We start from the raw sequence: 23,738 nt of genomic DNA, 5'->3' as shown, positions 1-23,738 counted from the left end.
CACTATATTTGTGCTATGAAAAGGAGAAAATAAATGGCTAAAGGAACTGTAAACAAAGTAACAATATTAGGTAGATTAGGAAATGATCCTGAAGTAAGGACTACTCAAAATGGTACTACTGTAGCAACACTAAGTATTGCTACTAATGATGGTTATGGTGATAATCTAACAACAGAATGGCATAGAGTTGTAGTATTTGGCAAAGGTGCTGAAGCTATCCAAAAATATACTAGAAAAGGTTCTCAGCTTTTTATAGAAGGTAGACTTCGCACAAGTAAATATCAAGATAAAAATGGTAATACTCAGTACTCTACAGATATTATTGCTAGTAGCTTTGAGTTTATTGGCGGTGGAAGTCAAGGTGGTGATTCAAACTACCAAAACAACAACTCTAATTATTCAAATAATAATCAGCAATCAAATAACAACAATTTTAATAAGCAGCCTCAACAACAAAATAAAATGCCTGATTTTGCAGAAATCAACTCTAACAACTTTGATGATGATATCCCATTTTAAGAAAATCAAATCACCAAATCAAGCTAAACTCTTCTTGTAAGGCTTTGAGAATATTTCATCAATCTCAAAATACAACACTTTTATGTTTTATAAAGATATATTATTCAAATAGATTAAATATTTAGGAAGTTTTGATATATTTTTGATATACCTTGACATCAGATATATAATGGATTTTTAGATATATGTCCATGCACTTTCATCTGCAAAGATTGCGTGAAGGAGTTTGTTATTAAGCGTATGACCAGATTTATAGCAGTTAAAATGCCCTTCTATATAGCCACCAACATAAAAGTCACCTATAGCATCCAAAAGTTTATGTCGAACAAACTCATCATCATAACGAAGTCCACCATCATTTAAAACTCCTTCATTCGATATGCCAACAGCATTATCTAATGAAGCACCTTTTGCAAGATTATTTTGATGTAAATACTCTAATTGCTCATAAAAGCCAAATGTTCGTGCTTTGGATACCATCTCAATATATTCATCAAGATCGTATTTAAACACTATATGGTCGTTTGTAGCAGCTATAACAGGATGATCCCACTCTATCTTAAACTCATAAGTTAAAGTATCACTAGGCAAAACTTCTGCAAACTTATCTTCATGCTCAACACGCACAGGCTTTAATATTTTGATACCTTGTCTTGGAGCTGATTGCTTCTGTATACCCGTTTCAGTCAAAATTTGTGTAAACTCATATGAGCTACCATCCATTACAGGAAGTTCAGGAGCATTGACTTCTATAAGTACATTATCAATCTCAAACATTGCAAAAGCAGACATCAGATGCTCAATTGTTGACACTGATAAGCTTTGATCTCCATCTTTCGTTAAAAGAGTACACATTACTGCCTCTTTAATACTCGATGGTATAACCTTGATATCAACTACAGGATTTAGATCTGCTCTTCTAAACACTATACCTGAATTAATATCTGCTGGCTTAACAGTCATCGAAACATCAACTCCCGAATGTAAACCAATACCTGTTACAGAGAATTCTTTAGAAATAGTTTTTTGATTCATTGTCTACCCTTTTGTTAGTTTAGTATACAAGAGAATTTATTTGTTAAACTCTATAATCTTTCGTCACAGAGTTAAGAGCTTAAAAAGATTATTTTCTTCTCAAGAAGCTAGGAATGTCAGACTTATGAGTATCTTGAGGGTTAGAATTTTGACTTGGATTATTACCAGCAACTTCTGTCTCTTTTCTTAAGAATGATGCCGCTGGCTTATTTGTATTATTATCTCTAGATGGTTGTTGAGCATTTTTTTCAATACCAAAACCTTTTTTCATAGCTACTTTTTCAATACCTGTAACAACAACCGTGACTTTCATAGTATCAGACATATCCATATCAATCACAGTACCGGCAATAACAATAGCATCATCAGAAATAAATGATCTAATAACCTCACCAACTTCTTCAAATTCACCAATAGTCATGTCCATACCAGCTGTAATATTCACTATTACGCCTTTAGCACCATCTAAATTAATATCTTCAAGTAATGGACTTGATATAGCAGCTTCTGCGGCTTCACGAGCTCTGTTTTCACCAGCAGCTTCGCCCATACCCATCATAGCAAGACCCATATCAGTCATTACAGCTCTAACATCAGCGAAATCGACGTTAATAAGACCAGGCTTAGTTATAAGCTCAGAAACACCTTTTACAGCATTACCTAATACATCATTTGTAGCATTAAATGCATCTAAAAGAGATGCTCCTTTGCCAAGTACGCTTAATAGTTTTTCATTAGGAACCGTGATTATAGAATCAACAAACTGTGTAAGTTCATCTACACCATACTCAGCAGCTTTCATTCTTCTTGGACCTTCAAAAGGGAATGGCTTAGTGACTACAGCAACTGTCAGTATACCCATCTCTTTTGCAACTTCAGCAACAACCGGAGCACCACCTGTACCTGTACCACCACCCATACCAGCAGTAATAAATACCATATCAGCACCTTCTAAAAGTTGCTCAATCTTAGCTCTATCTTCTGTAGCAGCTCTTTTACCAATTTCAGGGTTTGCTCCAGCACCAAGACCTTTTGTAAGGTTAGTACCAATTTGCAAAACATTTTGAACCTTTGATTTAGATAATGCTTGGCCATCCGTATTTAATGCAAAAAACTCAACATCAGTGACTTCTTCACACATGTGTTGCACAGCATTACCGCCACCGCCACCTACACCAATAACTTTAATCACGGCACTTGATACCATAGAGTCATTAAAATCAAACATACTTTTACTCCTTTGTTTTTAACCTTTTTAATTATAAACTTTTAAAAATTATTAGAGAACCAACCCTTCACAGAAGAAACGACTTTTTTCTTCTTAGGTTTACCCAATTCAGCAACATCTTCTTCTACCTTTTCTATCGTTTTCTCACTATCATCATGCTCAACAGCATATTTCAATAATCCAACAACAGTTGAATAGGCAGGGTTGTGAACAACCTCACTTGCACCAGAAACCTCTATAGGCCCGCCAACTCTAACAGGGAGTTTAAACATATCTTCTGCAAGCCTAGGAACTCCCTTCATCTTAGCTCCACCACCTGTAAAAACTATTCCTGAAGACATAATCTCTAACAAACCATTTCTGTTTAACTCAGAATACAAAGATTCAAACATCTCTTCAATTCTAGCTTCTATAACAAGCGATAAATCCTGTAAAGAAATTCTTTTTTTAGCATTTCCCAAAGAATTTGGTATATCAATTTTTTCATCAGGATTTTTTAAGTATTTACTTGCAGCATAACCATACTGTAACTTTAAACTTTCAGCCGCCTCAATAGGAAGTCTGAATACCTTAGATATATCTGAAGAAATATCACTACCACCTATTGCTAAAGTAGATGTAAAACAGATACCGCCTTCTATAAACACCGAAAAACTAGTTGTATCTGCGCCCATATTAACTAAACAAACACCCATCTCACGCTCGTTTTCTGTAAGTGTAGCTGAGCTTGATGCTAATTGTTCAACAACTGTGTTACTAATTTTGTAGCCACAACTTGACACACATTTTCTCACATTCTGCAATAACCTTGAGGAAGCTACAACAATATGTACATTTGACTCAAGTCTTACAGCAAACATCCCGATGGGCTCCGTAACACCTGTTTGCCCGTCTACAACATAATCTCTTTGCAATACATGTAAGGTTTCTGTATCTGCTGACATTGGCACAGCCTTTGCAGTTTTTATTGCCATAGCAAGGTCATCAATAGTAACCTCACTATTTTCAACAGCTGCTAACCCGTATGAATTAAAACTAGAAATAGTTGGTCCACCAACTCCTAATGTAATTTCTTTTATTTCGACTCCAGCTATATTTTTTGCTTCATCTAAAGCTGCATTTAAAGTTTCAATAGCCATTTCAAGATTAATTATAGAACCCTTTCTAATGCCTTTCGAACGCTTTTGACTAACGCCTAAAATCTTAATCCCATCTCCTTCAGCAACTTGACCAATTGCTACTGTGACTTTATGTGATCCAAGATCTACTGCACAAAAATTATTACTTGCTAAACCCATTTATTATCAACCTTTAAAATTTATAAGAAATATTTATAAATTATACTTACCTTTAGAGTACATTATATGCTTTCTAGCATAGAAAACCAATAAAATAAATATATTTTTCGTTTATCCTAGTAGAAGGTTTGATTAGTTTTATAAGACTATAGATTTTACAACCCATCTTAGAAAAACTATAGTTTACATTTTCATATTACTTTCTATCAATCAAAAGTCTATCACTTTCCTCATAAGCTCTATTAGCAAAGTCTCCCATCCACTCTTTTACAGTGTTAAAATTTTTAATAAAATCACCTTTATCTTGTTGCTGAACCTTTTTAGCACTAGAGCTTACAACTTCCGCGAACTCACCTATAGTTTGCTCACGCTTTTTATCAGACATTATTATATCTGCATATAATCCAGGGCCTTGACTAAATAGTCTACCAATAATATTTAGCTCCATCTTATAAACTGGACTAGCAAGTTTTAACATCTGTTGAATGTTAATATTTTTTTGTTTTAAAAAAAGCCCCATACAATACACACTAAAATGTTCAACACCTTGTATAAAGGTCATAGCCTCATCGTGATCTTCTGCCTTCATATTTTCAATTTCAAACCCAATTCTAGCTAAATCATTTATGAAGTATTGATACCTACCTTTACTCCGCCCATCACAAACCACTATTACTTGGTTATCTGGATTAGAAATAGTTGGTCCAAATATAGGGTGAAGACCAACCACAGGTCCACTATAGTTTTTAAGCATTGATTGAAGAGGCTCTGCTTTAATACTTGTATAGTCTGCTAGAATTGTATTCGGCGAAAGAAATGGTACTACTTTTTTTATAATTTCATTTGTTAGAAATATAGGAACTGAAAGTAAGACAATATCTTGATTAGCAAGTTTGTCTCGAGGGTTTCCCCAGTCACTTTCATCAAATACAGTCAACTCATATTCAGACAAATATTTTGAAAATATAGTTTGTGTCATTTGACCCATTTCACCACTACCACCAACTATACAAATCTTTTTCTTCATTATCACACCTTAAAACTAAAAGTTACTGGTCCATCATTGACTAAAGAAACCTTCATATCTGCTCCAAATATACCAGCTTGAACTTTTGAATACTTACTTTCAAATAACCTTTTGAATTCAATAAATTTAACCTCAGCAATATCTGGACTACACCCACTACTAAAGCTTGGGCGATTACCTTTTTTTGTATCTGCCGCTAATGTAAATTGTGGTACGATAATAATCTCACCCTGAATATCTTGCAATGATAAATTCATTCTACCGCTATCATCTTCAAATATACGATATTTAATAAGTTTATCGACCATTTTTTCAAAGTTTATTTCACCATCATCTTTTTCAACACATACTAATGCCAAAATCCCCTGACGAATATCTGCAACTTTATTATTGTCTATAGATACACTTGCAGACTCAACCCTTTGAATAATACTCAACATAGTTTTAACACCAATTACAACAAACATTGTTAACTGAAGTCACAACGTAACTTCAATTATTAAAAGATAAAAGTATCGTAACAGAATCAAAAACTATGTCTAGTCGATTAAAAGTTTTTTAAAAAAATGAAAGTTTATATAAGAACGTTACTTGAATAACAAATTAATCATTATCTGCATAAATTTTAGCCTGAGCAGCGGAAAGCCTGGCAACTGGTACTCTAAATGGAGAACAAGATACATAATCTAAACCTAAGTCATGACAGAATGCTACTGAGTAAGGTTCACCACCATGCTCACCACAAATACCCATCTTAGCCGTTGGGTTTACTGCTTTTACACTTTCTTTAGCTATTTCCATTAGCTTACCAACACCCTTAGGATCTAGTCTTGCAAATGGGTCAAAACTCAAAATACCTTTCTCAAGATAGTCTTTAATAAACTTATTAGCATCATCTCGACTAAAGCCAAAAGTCATCTGAGTAAGATCATTTGTACCAAATGAGAAGAACTCACACCCAGCCTCTGCTAGCATACCTGCACCTATTGCACCCCTTGGCGTTTCAAGCATCACACCAACCTTATATTCAAGGCTTACTTTTTCACGCTTGATAATCATTTCTGCAGTTTCTCGGATAATCCCACCTAACAGCTTAAATTCGCCAAGAGTACTAACCAAAGGTATCATTAACTCAGGAATCACTTTAACACCCATACGCTGAGATGAAATAGCAGCATAAATTATAGCCTTTGTTTGCATTTCGATTATCTCAGGATAAGTAACAGCAAGTCTGCAGCCACGATGGCCCATCATAGGGTTTGATTCATTTAAAGATTCTATACGATTCTCAAGCTCGCTATAACTGATCTTAAATTCTCTCGCTAATGCTTCTATTTCATCAGCTTCACGTGGCAAAAATTCATGTAAAGGTGGGTCAATAAATCTAATAGTAACAGCTAAACCATCCATAGCCTCAAAAAGCTCTTCAAAGTCTTGCTGTTGTACAGGCAACAGTTTATCTAATGCTTTTTGTCTTTCAGCTTGATCTTTAGCTAGTATCATTTGTCTTACATAAGAAATTCTATCTTCTTCAAAGAACATATGCTCAGTTCTGCAAAGCCCTATTCCTTCTGCTCCAAATTGGCGAGCAATTTGAGCATCATGGAAAGTATCAGCATTACATCTAACACGAAGCTTACGCACGCTATCAACAAATTCCATAAACTCTGCAAAATCTTCTGTAACCTCAGGATCTACAGTTTTTATAATACCCCTGTAAACATCTCCCTTCGTACCATCTAAAGAAAGGTAATCACCTTCACTAAATACTTGGCCTCGCTCAAATGTGATAGTTTTCTTCTCTTCATTAATTCTTGCCGTTTCCAAACCTGATACACAACATTTACCCATACCACGAGCTACAACTGCTGCATGAGAGGTCATTCCACCTCGAAGAGTTAAGATACCATTACATGCATTCATACCAGCGATATCTTCAGGTGATGTTTCGATTCTAACTAGTATTGTTTTTTCTTCACCACGCTCTTTTGCAGCAAGTAGCGATTCAACGTCAAAATAAATCCTACCACTAGCAGCACCAGGAGAAGCACCAAGAGCTGTACCAAGAGGTCTTTTTGAAGCTAAAGCTTTTTCGTCAAACTTAGGGTGAAGTAACTGCTCAAGAAGTTGAGGTTCTACCATCATCACAGCTTCTTCATCAGTTATAAGCTTTTCTTTTGCCATATCGACAGCTATTTTAATAGCTGCTCTTGCTGTTCTTTTACCATTACGAGTTTGTAACATGAAAAGCTTACCATCTTCGATGGTAAATTCCATATCTTGCATATTTTTATATACTTTCTCAAGATTATTCGCAATTTTAACAAAATCTGAAAAAACCTCTGGCATAGCATCTTTTAAACTAGAGATTGGTTGTGGAGTTCTAGTACCAGCGACTACATCCTCACCTTGAGCATTTATAAGGTATTCACCAAAAAGTTTGTTTTCACCTGTAGAAGGATTACGCGTAAATGCCACACCTGTACCAGAATTATTTCCTGAGTTACCATAAACCATTTCTTGAACATTTACAGCCGTACCCCAGTTATTTGAGATATTATTGATCTCTCTATAAATTATGGCTCTATCAGCATTCCAAGACCTAAATACTGCTTCTACAGCCTCTAGCAACTGCTCAATAGGATCTACAGGAAATTCTTTACCCACTAAATTCTTATAAATATTTTTATATTCTGCGACTATATCTCTATAGTCTTGTGCACTTAAATCACAATCATTTTGGACTTTTCTTTGAGCTTTTTTATCATCAAGAATTTTATCAAATGGTTTTTTCTCACAGTCCTTAACAACATCAGCGAACATCATAATAAATCTTCTATAACTATCATAAACAAACTGAGGGTTATTTGTCTTATCAACCATTGATTTAGCAACATTATCATTTAAACCAAGGTTTAGTACTGTGTCCATCATACCAGGCATAGAAACTCTAGCCCCAGATCGCACAGATACTAATAATGGATTTTTACCACTACCAAATGTTTTGCCTGTCTTTTGCTCTAGCGTTGAAACATGATCAAATATTTGCTTTCTAACATCTTTACCTAATTTTTGACGATCATCATAGTATTTCAAGCAAGCTTCTGTAGTTACTGTAAAACCATCTGGTACAGGTAGTCCACTATTTAGCATCTCACTAAGATTAGCTCCTTTACCACCTAACAAATCACGCATAGACTTATTGCCTTCACTAAAGGCATAGACAAACTTTGACATAAAAACTCCTCTCAAGTTTTTTATTTTAAATTCAATTGATTACGATACACTCTCGAGTGCACCTAATTTTGATAGTAACATATTTTTAGAGAGGAAATAAATATTTTTTATATTTTTATTAACCTTTTGCACTACAGCTAGAACAGCCAGTAAGATTAGCAACAAAATTTATTTTTGTAGATAAATATTTCATTATAAAAACAATACCTAGCATATAAGCCATAGCAAAAGCTATGGTTACAATAGCTGTAACAGGGTTAGTAAATATATTCGCTAACTGATAGGCTATCACAGCACATACATAAGCTATGGAAACACTCCAAAGTACGGATAATATTGCCCAGCCACGCGTTGACTCCCTAACCATTGCACCAACTACAGATATACATGGAATATAAAGCAGTACAAAAAGCAAATATGCAAAGGCAGCAGACACAGAACCAAATTTAGTTACCATATTACCCATGGCACCTTTATCCATACTAGCATCAGCTTCACTAGCTTTTACAGGGTTTAAAAGAACAGCAACATCTATTCCTTTAACATTATCAATCGTAGTATCCCAGGCTTCTTTCACACTATTTATCAAACTAAAACTTGTAGGTATACCATCACTATCATCTTGCGTATAAATAGTATTAAGTGTTCCAACGACAACCTCTTTAGCTAAGGTCCCGGTTATAAGACCTACAGTCGCAGGCCAGTTATCATTGTTAATACCCATAGGATTCAAAACAGGAGTAATAGTCTTACCTGCATACTCTAAAGCGGTGGTTTTATTACCAACTGTTATACTATTTAAACTGCCCACAATTATAGCTACTGGCACAATCACCTTTCCTGCGCGGATTAAAAACGATTTAAGCCTATTCCAGCTATATATCATCACTGTTTTAAATGAAGGCATATGATAGTTTGGAATATCTAATATGAATGGGGCCGTATCGCCTTTTAAAAAAGTAAACTTAATAACATAACCTGTAACTATAGCACCTACTATTCCAGCCAGATACAGCAAAAATATTACAGTCGCACCATTTTGTGGAAAGAATGCACTAGCAAATACAGAAAATATAGCGAGCCTAGCCCCGCAAGACATAAACGGCGACATCATTAGTGTCATCAATCTATCTTTACGAGTCTCTAAAGTTCTAGCTGCCATTATAGATGCAACATTACACCCAAAACCTACAATAAGAGGTACGAAAGCTTTTCCTGAAAGTCCGATTGATTGCATAAACCTATCCATTACAAAAGCAGCTCGAGACATATATCCCGAATCTTCAAGAACTGATAGAAATATAAATAAGAAGCCTATCTGTGGAATAAATGCCAAAACAGTATTTAAACCGGTACCTAAACCATTTGCTAAAATCCCAGACACCTCTACGGGCAACCCTGCCATGTTAGCATAGTAAGCGAAACCATCTACAAATATTGAGTGAGATAAATCATCAAACAAAGGCTGTACTGCACCACCAAGTGTAATCGAAAACAAAAACATCAAGTACATGATAAATAAAAATATTGGTACACCTAGATACTTATTCATACATATAGCATCCAGTATTTCAGTAAAATTAAATTTAGATACTTTTTTATACTCAACTACTTCATTTAAAATATCTTTTACTGTTTTGTGGCGAACCTTACCAACTTCAGTAACTGATAGTTCTTGTGATAAAGACTCAAGCCTATCAAATTCTTCTTTTGATATTTCTCTTGATAATTGAACTTTATGATTATCACTAAACTCCATTGCTAACCAAAGACTTCCTAAATCACGGCCTCTGAAATCTGAAATTAGTTTCTGAATATCAAAAACCTGCTCGGGATAATACTTAGCTAAATCAAATAACGATTCTTGTTGAGGCTCTGCTAGTAGAGTCTTTAACTCTTTTATACCAACACCCTTTGATCCGATAACAGGTAAAACTTTACAACCAAGCATTTTTTCAAGCTTATCATAATGAATAATTGCACCCTTTTTATTTGCAACATCAATCATATTCACTACTAGAATAACCGGTAGTCCTAGCTCAATTAACTGCATTGTAAGGTATAAACTTCTATTTAAGTTTGAAGCATCAAGTACATTTATAATTGCATTAGGTTTATCGTTGATTATGTATGAATAAGCTATTTGCTCATCTATAGAGCTTTCATCAGATACAGCTAATGAATAAATTCCTGGAATATCAACTATTTCAACTTTCTGCTTGTTAGATTCAAAAGAACCAACTTTTTTATCTACAGTTACACCAGACCAATTGCCAACCTTCTGGTTTAAGCCAGTAAGTGCATTAAAAATTGTTGTTTTTCCACAGTTAGGATTACCAACTAGAGCATATTTCATAAGTAACTCTCGTATATATTCAGGAAATGATATTGATTATCACAATTATATCAGAACTATACGATATAAGTACAGTTGATCAGATGTTTTTTTCATAACTTCACATCAACTATTACACTTAAAGTTATCATCATAGAATTCAAATTATTTTTTTTCGCATGCAATATTTAGTATAGTATAAGAACACTTTAATTACTTGCTTTTAAATATAAAAAGCAAAAACAATGAGTAAGCTTATGTCAACATTAACCCAAGCAGCACTTTTCTTACTGTTTGCTGTCATCATAGTACCAATAGCTAAACAGCTTAAACTAGGTTCAGTTTTAGGATATCTAATTGCTGGAATATTATTAGGTCCATTATTTGGATTAATTGATGCTGAAATTGAACCAATTCAGCATTTCTCTGAATTTGGTGTTGTCATGATGATGTTCCTTATTGGCTTAGAACTAAAACCTAAAGATATTTGGCACATGCGCTACCAATTAATTGGATTGGGAGGATTACAAGTATTTTTAACTACAACACTCTTAAGTTTAACTGCTGCACTAATATTTAACTTCACATGGAATGTCTCTATTGCTATAGGATTGATTCTATCTCTTTCTTCAACAGCTATAGTCCTACAAAGTACACAAGAAGCAAACCAAATGAGTACTAAAGCTGGTCAATCAATACTATCTGTACTTATTAGTCAAGACATCGCTGTTATCCCAATATTTGCGATACTACCTTTACTTGTTATTCAACGTACTACTGATTCGATAAGCGCCAATCAACACCAAAACTTTATAACTAACCTTCCAGGAGTTGCTCAAGCAATAATAATTCTTAGCACTATTTTATTAATGATTATTATTGGCAAATTTATTCTAAGATATATATTTAGCTATATAGCTAAAACTAGGTTAGCTGAGATTTTTACAGCTTTAGTTTTACTTTTAGTTATCAGTGTTTCTCTTCTAATGGAAAGTTTAGGGCTATCTGCTGCTTTAGGCGCCTTCGTTGCTGGTGTGATTTTATCAGAAAATGAATATCGCCACGAGATCGAAAGCCAAATATTACCCTTTAAAGGCCTTTTAATGGGCATATTTTTTATTTCAATTGGAGCAAGTATTAACTTTGTTTTACTACTAAATAATTGGGAATATATCCTCTTAGGAACTATTCTACTTGTTTCCATTAAAATAATTACATTAATGATTCTAGCAAAAATATATAAGCTAAAAAAATCTGACTTCTGGTTATTTAGTCTATCTCTAGCTCAAGGAAGTGAATTTGCTTTTGTACTACTAGGGTTTACACTAACTCTCTCGCTAATTGCTCCCTATACTATAAAAATAATAATTCTAATCGTAATTATTTCCATGCTCTTAACTCCTTTACTATTCTTAGCATATGAAAAAATTATAATGCCCATTTATCAAAATAAAAATAATAATGAAACAGATAGTATTAACCACTCAAGCAGAATAATCATTGCTGGTGCAGGTAGATTTGGGCAAATAATTGCCCGAGTATTAGTATCAAACAAATACAACCCTGTTATTCTTGATTCAGATGCCAACACCGTAGAAACATTCCGCAAATATGGGGCTGTTGCTTACTATGGAAATGCATTAAACCCTGAGCTTTTAATGTCTGCAGGCATCTTAACAACTGATGTTTTTATTGCAACCATTGATGATCGTAGTAGTCAGATAGAGCTTGTATCCATGCTACGTAGACATCGTAAGGATCTAATAATTATAGCCAGAGCAAAAGATAGACACCATGTTTATGAACTTGAGAATGCAGGAGCAAACTATACTATTAGAGAAACTTTTGAATCAGCAAATATTGCTGCAATAGAAGCCTTGATAGCATTGGGAGAAAATAGGCAGGTAGCAGAGCTAAAGATTACTGCTTTTAAGAAACATGATGAAAGCTCCCTAAAAACAATGAAAGAAGCATGGTTGAAAAACGGTGAGGATAAAAACTATGTAAGTCAAGTTACTGCTAACAACGATTTTCTTACTAAACTTATGCAAAACGAATCTACAAACAAAAATAACTCTATAAAAAACATAAAGAAACATTAGCAAGACAGTTTAATTAAAGGCCAAATTAATTACTTCTTTAATGTATATACATATCTATGCGCAAAAATATAAGCAACCAACCCGATAATTAACGACCCAATACCCTGCCCTACCAATATACCTTCAGCTCCATAATTTTGCCCTCCAAAATAAACAAAAGGCATAGTAAAAACAGTAGCCTTCAACATATTAACTACAAATGAATACAAGGGTTTCCCCAAGTTATTAAATGCAGCATTTGCAATAAATCCCGCACCAACAAAAATATAGCTAATAGCAATAAAATGACTAAATACATACATAAGTTGGGCAGCTTCACTATCAAGCTGAAACATATATACAAGATAGCCATTAATACTCATCAATACAATAGATACAATTAGCACAACGATACAAACAAACCAAAGAGAGCTAGTTAAAGTTTTTTTTACTCTATTAATGTTTTTTGCCCCTAAATTTTGACCTATAATAGATCCTATTGCTCCTGAAACTGCAAATACTATAGCAAAAGCAACTGGTGATAACCTTCCTATAACAGACATACCTGCAACTGCAGAATCCCCAAATTTTGACATTTCAGCAATAGTGTATGCTGTACCTATGGGTGTGGTCATATTAGTTAATATTGCTGGGAAAGCTACTTTAAGTATAGGGTATAATGAGTCTTTAAAACCTTTCCAGTAAAAAACTAAAGAAACCTTATACTTAATTACTAATGCAAAAAAGGCTACTAGTAGTATCGTAACTCTAGCAAAAACAGATGCTACTGCAGCACCTTCTACATTCATTGCGAGTAAAAATATAAAAATAGGATCCAATATAGCATTAACCAACCCTCCTGCAAGAGTTGAATACATTGAAAACTTTGCATCTCCAAATGCTCTTAATGCTGCCCCTGATGCTATTCCAAGAACCAAAATCGGAAAAGATGGTATGAGTATCTTTAAGTATTGTGTAGCTAATTCTAACGTTCTTTCTTTAGCACCGATAAGCATCAACAGATCTGGGATATATAACCAGACTATAATGGCGATGGGCACTGTTATTATCAATGCTATAAGATAAATATTAATTAAGTAACAATTAGCTTGATTTTTTTTACCTTCTCCTACTGAACGAGATATTAAAGCTCCCATAGCTATACTAATCCCAATCCCTATAGATGTCGTGAAAAATGATATAGTTCCAGCATAGCCTACAGCAGATGCCAATTCAACTTCGCCTAGTATACTCAAAAAAAACATATCTAGTAAATCGACAATGAAAATGGCTATAAGTCCTATAGACGATGTTAATGACATAATTATGACATGCCTAGTAACTGATCCTTTTGTAAATATCGCTTGATTTTCTTCTTGAAAGCTTTCTGTCACCATTTCAGCACTTTGCTCAATGGATTTCCTATTTAGCAAAATTGACACAATGAACTAGAGAATGTAATTAATATAGCTAAATCTTAAAGAAATCTACTAAAGATAACAAGAGGTAAGCTCATTAAGCGCCTAAAAAATATACTTTCATCACCGGATTCTTATGCCCATAATTGTCATACAATCCAACACTTTCAGCTCCAAAACAGAAAAACACGAATAGTAAGAGAATAAATGTTTCAAACTAAGGTTCACTTATATTTTAAACATTTTATTCCTATAAAACTTCAACTCTCCGATTGATTCACGGATATCATCCAAAGCTTTATGAGTATTTTGCTTATGATAGCTTTCTTTACCTCCCCAATAATCATTGAGTAGCTTAATGCTAGTTACATCTAGAACTCGATAGTGGCAATAGTCATCAATTTTTGACATATATTTACTTAAGAACCTTCTATCTTGCCAGATAGAATTACCGCATAATGGCGATACCTTATAAGGAACATGTTTTCTAATAAAAGAAACTATTTCTTCTTCTGCTTGCTCTGCAGTAAAGCTACTCTCTTTAACCCTTTGAGTAAGGCCTGTTTGAGCATGAGTTGTAGTACACCATTCATCCATACTTCCCATAATTTCATCAGACTGATGAATAGCTATTGGCTCTGCTTCTGCAATTACATTCAAATTTTTATCTGTAATGATAGCGGCAATTTCAATGATTTTACATTTTTCAACATCAAGTCCTGTCATCTCAAGATCAAGCCAAACTAAATTATCTTTAGATTGCATGATCAACCCTTAACTCTTGAAGTATAAGTAGAGTTACGAGTATCTACTTTGATTATTTCACCGATTTGAATAAACAATGGAACTCTTACAACAGCACCTGTAGATAAGGTAGCAGGCTTACCACCTGTACCAGCAGTATCACCTTTTAAACCTGGGTCTGTCTCTACAATCTCAAGGTTAACAAAATTTGGAGCTGTCACCGAAATAGGTAAACTATTAAAAAGAGTTATCTCATACTCGTCTTGGTCTTTAAGCCACTTCTTAGTATCGCCTAAAGCTTCTTCAGAAACCATGTACTGCTCAAAAGTCTCTGGGTGCATAAATACATGGCTATCTCCATCAAAATACGAATAAGTAGCAGAAAGCTCTTCCACATCAGCAGCTTCAACAGACTCACCTGACTTAAATGTCTTCTCAACAACCCTTCCATTTATCAAGTTTTTAATCTTAACACGATTAAATGCTTGACCTTTACCTGGTTTTACAAACTCATTTTCAACAATAACACAAGGGTTACCATCAATAAGTATTTTCAAACCACCTTTAAATTCATTTGTACTATAATTAGCCATATTATTTTCCTCTTAATTATCCTCGAGACCAACACATTGAGCTTCCACTATTTGGAGTTTTATTCGTAACAGCTCCATGGACTTCTAGCCTCATTTCACTGCACACGGTGTCTGCTGCTTGACTGCCTATTGCTGTTGCTGTAATTTCATAATCAATATTTGGACATGCTGCATCACCTCCACCACAATACGAAAGTGTGTAAAACCCATTTTGAGTAGTCGCAGATCTCCAGAAACTAGTTATATCACTACCTGATGGAAACTCGCCATTACGAATCTCAAAACTATCCGCCGCATTTGCTGCCGATAACAGCTCAGCCTGTGCTTCACTACGATGGCTTCTTAAAGTGTAGTTATTATACATAGGTATACCTACACTAGCTAAAATCGCAATAATAGCTATAACAACCATAAGTTCAACTAATGAAAAACCTTTCTTATTTTGCATATATAACCTTTTTAGTAAATTTGTGGCTCACCATTTGGTCTAGTCCTAAAACGACGATGTTGCCATAAATACTGCTCTGGATATTTTCTCACTGCTGATTCTAAAAAATCATTTGTAATTTTAGCATCATGATAAACATCCCCAGTAAATTCTAAAGGCTCACCAAAAACTATCTTATATTTCTTCAAGCATTTTTCACGCACATAATAAACAGGCAAAACTGAGGCTTTAGTTTTTTCTGCTAGCCATGGGGTAACTGTTAAAGTTGAGCACATTTCCCCAAAAAATGGAGCAAAAACAGAGTTTTCATAGCCAGAGCTTTCAAGTCCAAAATCCTGATCTGGAGCGTACCACATCGAATAACCTTTTTTAAGGCTTTTTATTACAGATATGAAGTTTTTGCTATCCAGACACTTATATAAATTTTTTTCACGATATTTTTTTATTAGTTCTTCTATTAATTCATTACTATTTTTCTGGTACATAACTGTAAAAGGGGGAAACTCTTCTCCAATGTACCTACCGATAATTTCAATACAATGAAAATGAAAACCTAAGGCAATAAAATTTGTTTCAGGGTTATCATGGTATTTTTTAAAAAGCTTTAAAGAACCCTCTTCCCACTCAAAATCTATTTTTTTAAATCTCTTTTTAGTCATAAACCACGCAGCTGTAGTTTCAAGACCAGACAAAACCATAGAGCGATAACTTTTACTTACAAGAAGGTCGATTTCATCATCAGATTTTTCAGGGTACGCTATCTTAAGATTTTCTTTAGCTATATTGTTTCGACTGCGTAAAAAAGGCTTAATAATAAAACCCAAGGTCAAAACGATACCTTTTTGAAAAAAAATGGGGAGTTTTGAGCCAAAGTACATAATACCAATGACCAACCATACACCCCAAGTTTTAGGTTTAAATAAATAGTTAGTCATTAAATCGCTATCACGCTATCAACTTCCTTCTAAAAACAATTTCCACTATATTCTAACATAACCAAACCCCATCATATACCCTAAAAAACAAATATAATAAATATTAATTTTCAACTTTAAATGTTGTACCACAATAAGGACATGTATTTATTTTTTTATCTTTTAAATCTATAAATACTCTTGGGTGTAGGTTCCAATTTTCGTGAAACTTTGTTGGACAAGAAACTCTTTCATTTGGCTTAACACGGATGATTTTTTGCTCTTTTTTCATATGCTTAAGATTTTGCTACAATAAGATAATAGAGAATTTTACCATAAAAAAGGATATAAATTAATAATACAAAAAACATTACAAATAACATATACTTAGTGCGTCATAGAATTAAATAAAGGTGATTTGACATATGAAAAGGCTATATAACGCAAATATGTCATCAAGAATCTCACGTACAAAGTGGGATATATTGGCATTATCAGTAATACTTCTTATACTCTGTTTATTTGTATGGTCGACATCTGGTTTAGGTGGTACTGTTGATTATACAAACCAAGTGAGTGTTCAAAAACATTCAGCTATTGCTTTAGATATATGGCTCCTGCCATATTACACTGCAGAAACAACGATACGAATGTTTATAGGCTTAGGGTTTTCTTTACTCATAACTTTTATATTTGGTGCATTAGCAGCTAAAAGCAAACGAGCTGAAAATATAATTATCCCAGCTGTAGATATTTTACAATCAATTCCGATTTTAGGCTTTTTTGCTATTACAATTACAGGTTTTTTAGTGTTGTTCCCTACATCATTATGGGGTGCTCAATCTGCTGTTATCTTTGGAATTATTACAGCACAAGTTTGGAATATGATCTTAAGTTTTTATCAGTCCCTTAAAACAGTACCTAAAGAACTTCGCGAAGCTGCCGATATGTATCAGCTTTCTGCATGGCAAAGATTCTGGAAATTAGAAGTACCTTTTTCAATGCCTGGCTTGGTATGGAATACAATGATGTCTATGTCTGCTTGTTGGTTCATGGTAGTTGCATCAGAAACTATTGTTGTAAACTTCAGTGCATCGCAATCTATACCAATCAATCTACCAGGTATTGGTTCATTTATAGATGCTGCCAATAACGCTCGTGATTTTGGTGCTGTTGGAGCTGCAATCGTAATGATGCTTGTAACCATTGTACTATATGACCAGCTTTTATTTAGACCGTTGGTTGCGTGGTCTGAAAAGTTCACTCTTGGAGAAAATCAATCTGAAGTTTATACAGAATCTTGGTTCTTAAAAGTTTTACAAAAATCAGCTGCAGTTAAGTTTTTCACAACATTTTTTTCTAAAACCACGAGTAATATCGTCAACATTAAATTTCTAAAAAAAGATTTATCTAGAGCTTTCAATCAGAAAAAGCACCATAAAGCTGAAAAAAAAGAAACTATATTGAATCAAATTTTATGGTACACAATAACAAGCCTTGTATTATTTGCCTTGTGTTATTTTGCATACCAAACAGTTTTTGGTGGCAATAGCGATATTGGCATTACTCAAACAATCGAAGTTTTCGGTTATGGCTTAGCAACTGGATTACGCGTAGTAGTACTGATAGTTATAACATCTATAATATGGGTTCCAATTGGCGTCTGGATTGGTATGCGTCCGAGGATTGCCCAAAAAGTACAACCCTATGCTCAGATGGCTGCAGCTTTCCCAGTCAATGTTTTATATGGTGTCTTTGGTACTTTGGTAATTACCTTTGACCTAAACTTTAACATATGGTGTATTGTGCTAATGGCTCTAGGTACTCAGTGGTATATATTATTCAATGTGATTGCCGGTGCTTCAGCAATTCCAGATGAGCTAAAGCTTGCGGCGAGTAATATGCAGCTAAAAGGTTTCACAAAATGGAAAAAATTCTTATTCCCAGCTGTAATGCCATACTATGTAACTGGTGCAATTACTGCTGCTGGTGGTGCTTGGAATGCTAGTATCGTTTGTGAATATATTAATTGGGGTAAAAACTCTATAATTCAAGCGTCAGGATTAGGTGCATACATAACAGATAACACTAACATCCAAGGAGATCATACTGCAAACGTCTTACTTGGCGTTATCGTTATGTGCGTTTTAGTAGTAGCTTCAAATAAACTTTTTTGGCGTCGACTATATAACTATGCTGAAAACCGCTTCAGTATGAATATGTAAGCATAGGAGAATTTTTAAAAATGGATAATAAAATATTTACTGTAGAAAAAGTTAGCAAAAGCTTTTCAATAAAGGGTGATCAACCATTAAAAGTTTTAGACAATATTGACTTTACTCTTCATGAAGGTGAGATTGTTGCACTACTTGGTAAATCAGGATCAGGAAAATCAACACTGTTACGAATAATTGCAGGCCTTATGAATCCAACCACAGGCGAAGTACTATATCGAGGTAAAAAAGTATCAGCTCCAGTTCCTGATATTTCGATGGTATTTCAAAGCTTTGCTTTGATGCCATGGTTAACTGTTATGCAAAATGTTGAACTAGGATTAGAAGCAAGAAATATAAATACAACTGAACGCCGTGAACGAGCATTAAAAGCTATCGACATGGTTGGACTTGATGGTTTCGAAAATGCTTACCCTAAAGAGCTTTCTGGTGGCATGAAACAAAGAGTTGGTTTTGCTAGAGCTTTAGTTTTAGAACCAGATGTTTTATTAATGGATGAACCATTTTCAGCTTTAGACATTCTAACAGCTGAAAACCTACGTGAAGACTTACTTGAGCTTTGGGAAAACAACGATGCAATGAAAGGTATTCTTTATGTGACTCATAGTATTGAAGAGGCTGTTTTAACTGCTGATAGAATTATTATTTTTGGTAGCAACCCTGGGTTTATTCGTGGTGAGTTAAAAATAGACATTCCACACCCTAGAACGTCTCAAGACCCCGTAGTTGCAGATTTAGTTGATGAAGTTTATCGTTTGATGACAACGGCTCAGACAAAAGAACTTACTGAAAGAATGAACAAAAAATCAGCAATGACGATTGGCTATCGCCTACCAGATGTTGATATTTCAGAAATGAATGGTTTACTCGATGAAATGTCAGATATTAAAGATGTTGACGCTATTGATTTACCTCAACTTGCAGATGAGTTACACCTAAACATTGATCATCTATTCCCAATCATTGAGATACTATCTGTACTTCGCTTTGCCGAGGTTTCCGAAGGTGACATTAAAATGACTGCTATGGGTCGTAAATTTATTGATTCAAATATTGATGACCGTAAATTTATCTTTGGTAGATTGTTTTTAAAATATATTCCACTAGCAAGCCATGTAGTTAAAGTCCTTAATGAAAGAGCATCTCATGAAGCTCCAAAAGCAAGATTTTTAGCAGAATTAGATGATTATTTCTCATCGGATGAAGCAGAAAGAATATTTGATACATTCGTAGACTGGGCAAGATATGCTGAGCTTATCTACTTTGATGCAAACACTGGTATGATCTCTTTAGACGATAATGCTGCTGAATACATTCGTAAAATGTAAATAGAACCAACTGTCGAATTTTAACAACTCTTATCATTTTTTTAATATTGTAATGATATGCTCGCTTATGCTAGTATTAGCAAGTTATTTTCTACTCGTAGCTTGTTTATAACAATATTAAATTAATTAAATAAAGTTTATATTTATAAGGTTTGGTTCTAAAAATGAGACTAGTAAAAGTATTTTCTCTAATATTTATCTTATTAAATACGGAAATATCTATTGCTGGTACAAAAAAAATAAATGATAAAACTGATTCATCAAGCTCAAAACTAACAGCTGCTGACACGCAAAAAATCAGAGATTTATTAAAACAAGTAAATGAACTAAAAGAAGAAGTAAATAAAGAGACCAACACCCAAAATAAGCCAAAAAATAATCAGCAATTTGCAACCTATAACAGTAAAGTAAACAATTACATTCCTGAAGGTAAAAACTATCTTGATCTAGAAACCAATCAGATCCGCAATGCCACCTCTCAAGATATTGCATCAAATATAACTGAGAACAGTAGTATTGAAGATGATTTTAATAACAATAAGAATGCTCTAAGTGCAAATGGTGGTCCAGGTATTGATGTTAATGGTACTGCAGCAATCACAACCAAAGGTGAAGTTACATATTTAGGTTCTTATTCAGGAAATAACACAATCCCAATAGGAATGATCTCAAGTAACTTATTTGCATCGACTCTACTTGGACAACGTGAAAGATTTGATGATTATTCCATCTTTTTTGGCGGTTATATAGAAGCAGATGCTCAAGCTTGGTTTGGATCTGAAATAAGTCGAGCTAATGGTATGTCTAACTTTCCATCGAATGGACAAAATATTTACCTTACAAATTCAAAACTATATTTCCTATCAAACTTAGGGCACTATGTAACCGCTCAATTTGACTTTGATACTGATGAGACAGGATCATTTGGACTAGGTAATGCTTTTGTAATGTTTGGTAATCTTGATACCTCTCCATTTTTTGTAACTGCTGGTCGTAGCAAGCTTTCTGTAGGTGTTTATGGTGGTGGTGGTCCATGGACTAGTGGTATTATTGATGAATTTTTATCTCCAGATAAAGTCACAAATGTTTCTTTTAACTATAAAGACGAAACATTTAACGCAAATATTTCAGTATTTGGGTCGGATGATAAACGAGCAAATTTCTCAACAGCTCTTTTTTATGCTGATACCTTCTCAGAAAATTTATCTGCCGGTTTCAATATTGGTTATGTATACAATATCGCGGGAGCTGGTAATGGAGGAATTCAAAATTTCTTACAAAATATTGATCGTGAAAATGACAATGTTGGTGTATTAAATTTTGATGGAAACATATCCTACGCAATGCTTGGTGGAATATGGCAACTTCAAGGAGGTTGGTCAGCAACAACTCATAAAGAGGATTTTAATGGTGATGGTAATAATGTAAACACCGGAGCTTGGTATACTGGTCTTGCCTATGCTTTAAACCTTGGTGGTAGAAACACAAACTTTAACATCACTTATGGTGAATCATATAATGCAGCCCAGGTTCCTATGCCACTATCTAATGCCTCGCCAACATTTGGTCAGACAATTTCAGGAATTAAAAGACAGTTTATTGCATCAGCCCAAAGAGCTTATTTTGATGACAATGTTTTATTTGGTCCAGAATATTCATACCAAAGGCTTTATAATGATGAGCATATGAATACCTTAACTCTAGACCTATCTGTTTATATTTAGTTATTTTGAAGACTCACACCATGTAATGCTAATGGAATTTGTATTGGCAAGTATGCTTTGTAAACTATCTCTAAGTCCTTAGCATCTAAGTAAACAATAAAACTCAACTTTTTATCAACATCTATAATATTCACAAAAACTAAACCATCATCTTCAGTAGTGGCAGTTGGATTAGCAATTAAAATAGGTTCAGAAACAAAATTCTCTCCAAACTTTTGCTCAATAACCTTTTTAGATTCAACATCAACTTTAATAATGCTATTGTAAAGCATGGAATCATTTTTATTAGAAAGGTAAACATACCGGTACTCTTTACCACTAAAGCTTTCATTTATTCTAGGAAACTCTACATTTTTGTTAATTAAAATATCTCTAGTTAGTGTATACCCCTCAAGATCTATAGTAATTCTTGAGATTTGTGTTGATAACAAACAATCTTCATTTCTAATATTGTCAAAATAAAGCTTTTGATAAGGTGCAACATCACAATTAGTATACTCAACAAAATCAAGATGTATTTTATTATTCTTTTCAAAAGCATTGATACTATGTAAATATAAAAAACTTGGTGACTCAATGATATTTACTTTTAAAGTATTTCTATTAAGAACTAAGATTTTAGAGTCTGCTTCCTTATCTAATTTTATTACTTCTGAAATAGGTTTTGTTAAAAAATCCATCGGCTTAGCTCTTAACGGACCCAAATGGATAATTAGATAGTTAGTTGTTAAAAATAAACTATGGTTATATATAAACTCAGCGTTAGAGAATGAATATAGCTCCTCCCTTCTATCACTTCCTTCAGAAGTTTTATAAATAGTATATTTACACTCTTTTGAAATATTTACTACAAAATTAAACTGCTCTCCGGTCTTTGGATCAACTTGTGGGTGAGCACAAGAAAACTGTCCTTTCAAATCGTCATTAAAAACAAATTCACCCACAGTATCTAAACTAGTGCGATCAAACTCAATCATACTAGTTACTTCCGTTGTTGCCAAAAGTTTATTCTTTATAGATAAAATATTAACATTACAACTAGGCTTCTCAACTTTTACCCCAGTTATTGATTTAATCATAGAAGATAATCTACTTAGTTTTGACGATACTCTTGTACCAAATTCATCATGAGACATTTTGCCTCGTAATGATGATTTATATTGCTCTGATCTTAAAAATTTATTAGTAAAATAAATGTCTGAGCCAATTTTATCAAAGCCATACAGCATAGCTAAACCATCAAACCAGTGATTAAGATTTATATTACCATATTCAAATTTAGCAGGACCTACTCTAACAATTTGTGAATTAAACCACTTTGGCAAGTTTGATATTTCTGGTTTTAATTTATGACCTGAGAATTCTTTTTCAACACTCTTAAATGCTTTTATAAGTTTAGACATAAGTAAAATCTCCTAAAAAACCTTTATCTATCTAGCATTATAGCTATAGATACATAGATTACCAAGAAGGACTCAGTCTAGCATTATTAGATATTTATTTTTTTAACATAACTCCCTTGTTAAAATTTGCATAGACTTGTCAATTTTTCGATATTTTAGATTTTCATATACG

19 protein-coding genes are annotated in these 23,738 nt (G+C 33.8%); 5 read left to right on the top strand and 14 right to left on the bottom strand.

The window, feature by feature from the left end; translation table 11 throughout:
- Nucleotides 1-33: 33 nt before the first annotated feature.
- Entirely contained in the window at nucleotides 34-519 is a 486-nt protein-coding gene (locus tag CDH04_RS00945; RefSeq protein ID WP_112869243.1) for a single-stranded DNA-binding protein, read from the top strand.
- A gap of 177 nt (nucleotides 520-696) precedes the next feature.
- Here the strand turns inward: CDH04_RS00945 and lpxC are convergent, their stop codons facing one another.
- The 7 genes from lpxC to feoB all read right to left on the bottom strand — a co-directional run bounded on the left by lpxC (nucleotide 697) and on the right by feoB (nucleotide 10,700).
- On the bottom strand, nucleotides 697-1,554 hold the full coding sequence (gene lpxC, locus CDH04_RS00940) for a UDP-3-O-acyl-N-acetylglucosamine deacetylase (RefSeq protein WP_112869242.1): 858 nt from the start codon (nucleotides 1,552-1,554) through the stop codon (nucleotides 697-699).
- A gap of 88 nt (nucleotides 1,555-1,642) precedes the next feature.
- The gene (gene ftsZ, locus CDH04_RS00935) at nucleotides 1,643-2,782 is read right to left on the bottom strand and encodes a cell division protein FtsZ (protein WP_112869241.1); all 1,140 of its coding nucleotides are present in this window, start codon (nucleotides 2,780-2,782) and stop codon (nucleotides 1,643-1,645) included.
- A 41-nt stretch (nucleotides 2,783-2,823) separates the two neighbouring features.
- Nucleotides 2,824-4,080: a cell division protein FtsA gene (gene ftsA / locus CDH04_RS00930; protein WP_112869240.1), complete on the bottom strand. Its 1,257-nt coding sequence runs from the start codon at nucleotides 4,078-4,080 to the stop codon at nucleotides 2,824-2,826.
- Nucleotides 4,081-4,276: 196 nt separating this feature from the next.
- Entirely contained in the window at nucleotides 4,277-5,107 is an 831-nt protein-coding gene (tyrA, locus tag CDH04_RS00925; protein ID WP_112869239.1) for a bifunctional chorismate mutase/prephenate dehydrogenase, read from the bottom strand.
- Between the two features lie 2 nt (nucleotides 5,108-5,109).
- On the bottom strand, nucleotides 5,110-5,547 hold the full coding sequence (gene dtd, locus CDH04_RS00920) for a D-aminoacyl-tRNA deacylase (RefSeq protein WP_112870852.1): 438 nt from the start codon (nucleotides 5,545-5,547) through the stop codon (nucleotides 5,110-5,112).
- A 163-nt stretch (nucleotides 5,548-5,710) separates the two neighbouring features.
- Nucleotides 5,711-8,344, bottom strand: a complete 2,634-nt coding sequence (gene ppdK, locus CDH04_RS00915) for a pyruvate, phosphate dikinase (RefSeq protein ID WP_112869238.1) — start codon at nucleotides 8,342-8,344, stop codon at nucleotides 5,711-5,713.
- A 118-nt stretch (nucleotides 8,345-8,462) separates the two neighbouring features.
- Nucleotides 8,463-10,700, bottom strand: coding sequence for a Fe(2+) transporter permease subunit FeoB (gene feoB, locus CDH04_RS00910; RefSeq protein ID WP_112869237.1), 2,238 nt, complete (start codon nucleotides 10,698-10,700; stop codon nucleotides 8,463-8,465).
- Between the two features lie 224 nt (nucleotides 10,701-10,924).
- Between feoB and CDH04_RS00905 the strand changes: the two genes are divergently transcribed.
- A complete protein-coding gene (locus CDH04_RS00905) occupies nucleotides 10,925-12,781 on the top strand; it encodes a monovalent cation:proton antiporter-2 (CPA2) family protein (RefSeq protein WP_244909962.1) in 1,857 nt (618 codons plus the stop codon).
- A 29-nt stretch (nucleotides 12,782-12,810) separates the two neighbouring features.
- Here the strand turns inward: CDH04_RS00905 and CDH04_RS00900 are convergent, their stop codons facing one another.
- From CDH04_RS00900 to CDH04_RS00875, 6 genes are all read right to left on the bottom strand, one after another.
- On the bottom strand, nucleotides 12,811-14,202 hold the full coding sequence (locus CDH04_RS00900; RefSeq protein ID WP_112869236.1) for an MATE family efflux transporter: 1,392 nt from the start codon (nucleotides 14,200-14,202) through the stop codon (nucleotides 12,811-12,813).
- Nucleotides 14,203-14,406: 204 nt separating this feature from the next.
- Nucleotides 14,407-14,943, bottom strand: coding sequence for an oligoribonuclease (orn, locus tag CDH04_RS00895; protein WP_112869235.1), 537 nt, complete (start codon nucleotides 14,941-14,943; stop codon nucleotides 14,407-14,409).
- Between the two features lie 2 nt (nucleotides 14,944-14,945).
- Nucleotides 14,946-15,515 carry an elongation factor P gene (efp, locus tag CDH04_RS00890; protein WP_112869234.1) on the bottom strand — a complete coding sequence of 190 codons (570 nt, stop codon included), beginning with the start codon at nucleotides 15,513-15,515 and terminating at the stop codon, nucleotides 14,946-14,948.
- A gap of 16 nt (nucleotides 15,516-15,531) precedes the next feature.
- Nucleotides 15,532-15,963: a type IV pilin protein gene (locus CDH04_RS00885; RefSeq protein WP_112869233.1), complete on the bottom strand. Its 432-nt coding sequence runs from the start codon at nucleotides 15,961-15,963 to the stop codon at nucleotides 15,532-15,534.
- A gap of 11 nt (nucleotides 15,964-15,974) precedes the next feature.
- Nucleotides 15,975-16,898: a lysophospholipid acyltransferase family protein gene (locus CDH04_RS00880; protein WP_112869232.1), complete on the bottom strand. Its 924-nt coding sequence runs from the start codon at nucleotides 16,896-16,898 to the stop codon at nucleotides 15,975-15,977.
- 103 nt (nucleotides 16,899-17,001) lie between these two features.
- Entirely contained in the window at nucleotides 17,002-17,169 is a 168-nt protein-coding gene (locus CDH04_RS00875; protein WP_112869231.1) for a zinc-finger domain-containing protein, read from the bottom strand.
- 133 nt (nucleotides 17,170-17,302) lie between these two features.
- On the opposite strand from CDH04_RS00875, the gene CDH04_RS00870 reads away from it, so the two are divergent.
- The 3 genes from CDH04_RS00870 to CDH04_RS00860 all read left to right on the top strand — a co-directional run bounded on the left by CDH04_RS00870 (nucleotide 17,303) and on the right by CDH04_RS00860 (nucleotide 22,163).
- A complete protein-coding gene (locus tag CDH04_RS00870; RefSeq protein WP_112869230.1) occupies nucleotides 17,303-19,102 on the top strand; it encodes an ABC transporter permease in 1,800 nt (599 codons plus the stop codon).
- A gap of 20 nt (nucleotides 19,103-19,122) precedes the next feature.
- The gene (locus tag CDH04_RS00865) at nucleotides 19,123-20,439 is read left to right on the top strand and encodes an ABC transporter ATP-binding protein (RefSeq protein ID WP_112869229.1); all 1,317 of its coding nucleotides are present in this window, start codon (nucleotides 19,123-19,125) and stop codon (nucleotides 20,437-20,439) included.
- Nucleotides 20,440-20,603: 164 nt separating this feature from the next.
- Nucleotides 20,604-22,163: a DUF3573 domain-containing protein gene (locus CDH04_RS00860; RefSeq protein ID WP_112869228.1), complete on the top strand. Its 1,560-nt coding sequence runs from the start codon at nucleotides 20,604-20,606 to the stop codon at nucleotides 22,161-22,163.
- Here the strand turns inward: CDH04_RS00860 and CDH04_RS00855 are convergent.
- Nucleotides 22,160-23,566, bottom strand: a complete 1,407-nt coding sequence (locus CDH04_RS00855; protein WP_112869227.1) for a carotenoid oxygenase family protein — start codon at nucleotides 23,564-23,566, stop codon at nucleotides 22,160-22,162. The two genes, CDH04_RS00860 and CDH04_RS00855, sit on opposite strands and share 4 nt — an antisense overlap.
- Nucleotides 23,567-23,738: the final 172 nt, after the last annotated feature.

The sequence above is a fragment of the Francisella adeliensis genome (assembly GCF_003290445.1).
GTDB lineage: Bacteria > Pseudomonadota > Gammaproteobacteria > Francisellales > Francisellaceae > Francisella > Francisella adeliensis.
Note: the sequence above shows the minus strand (reverse complement) of the source record. Positions and strands in the feature narration are given on the sequence as shown.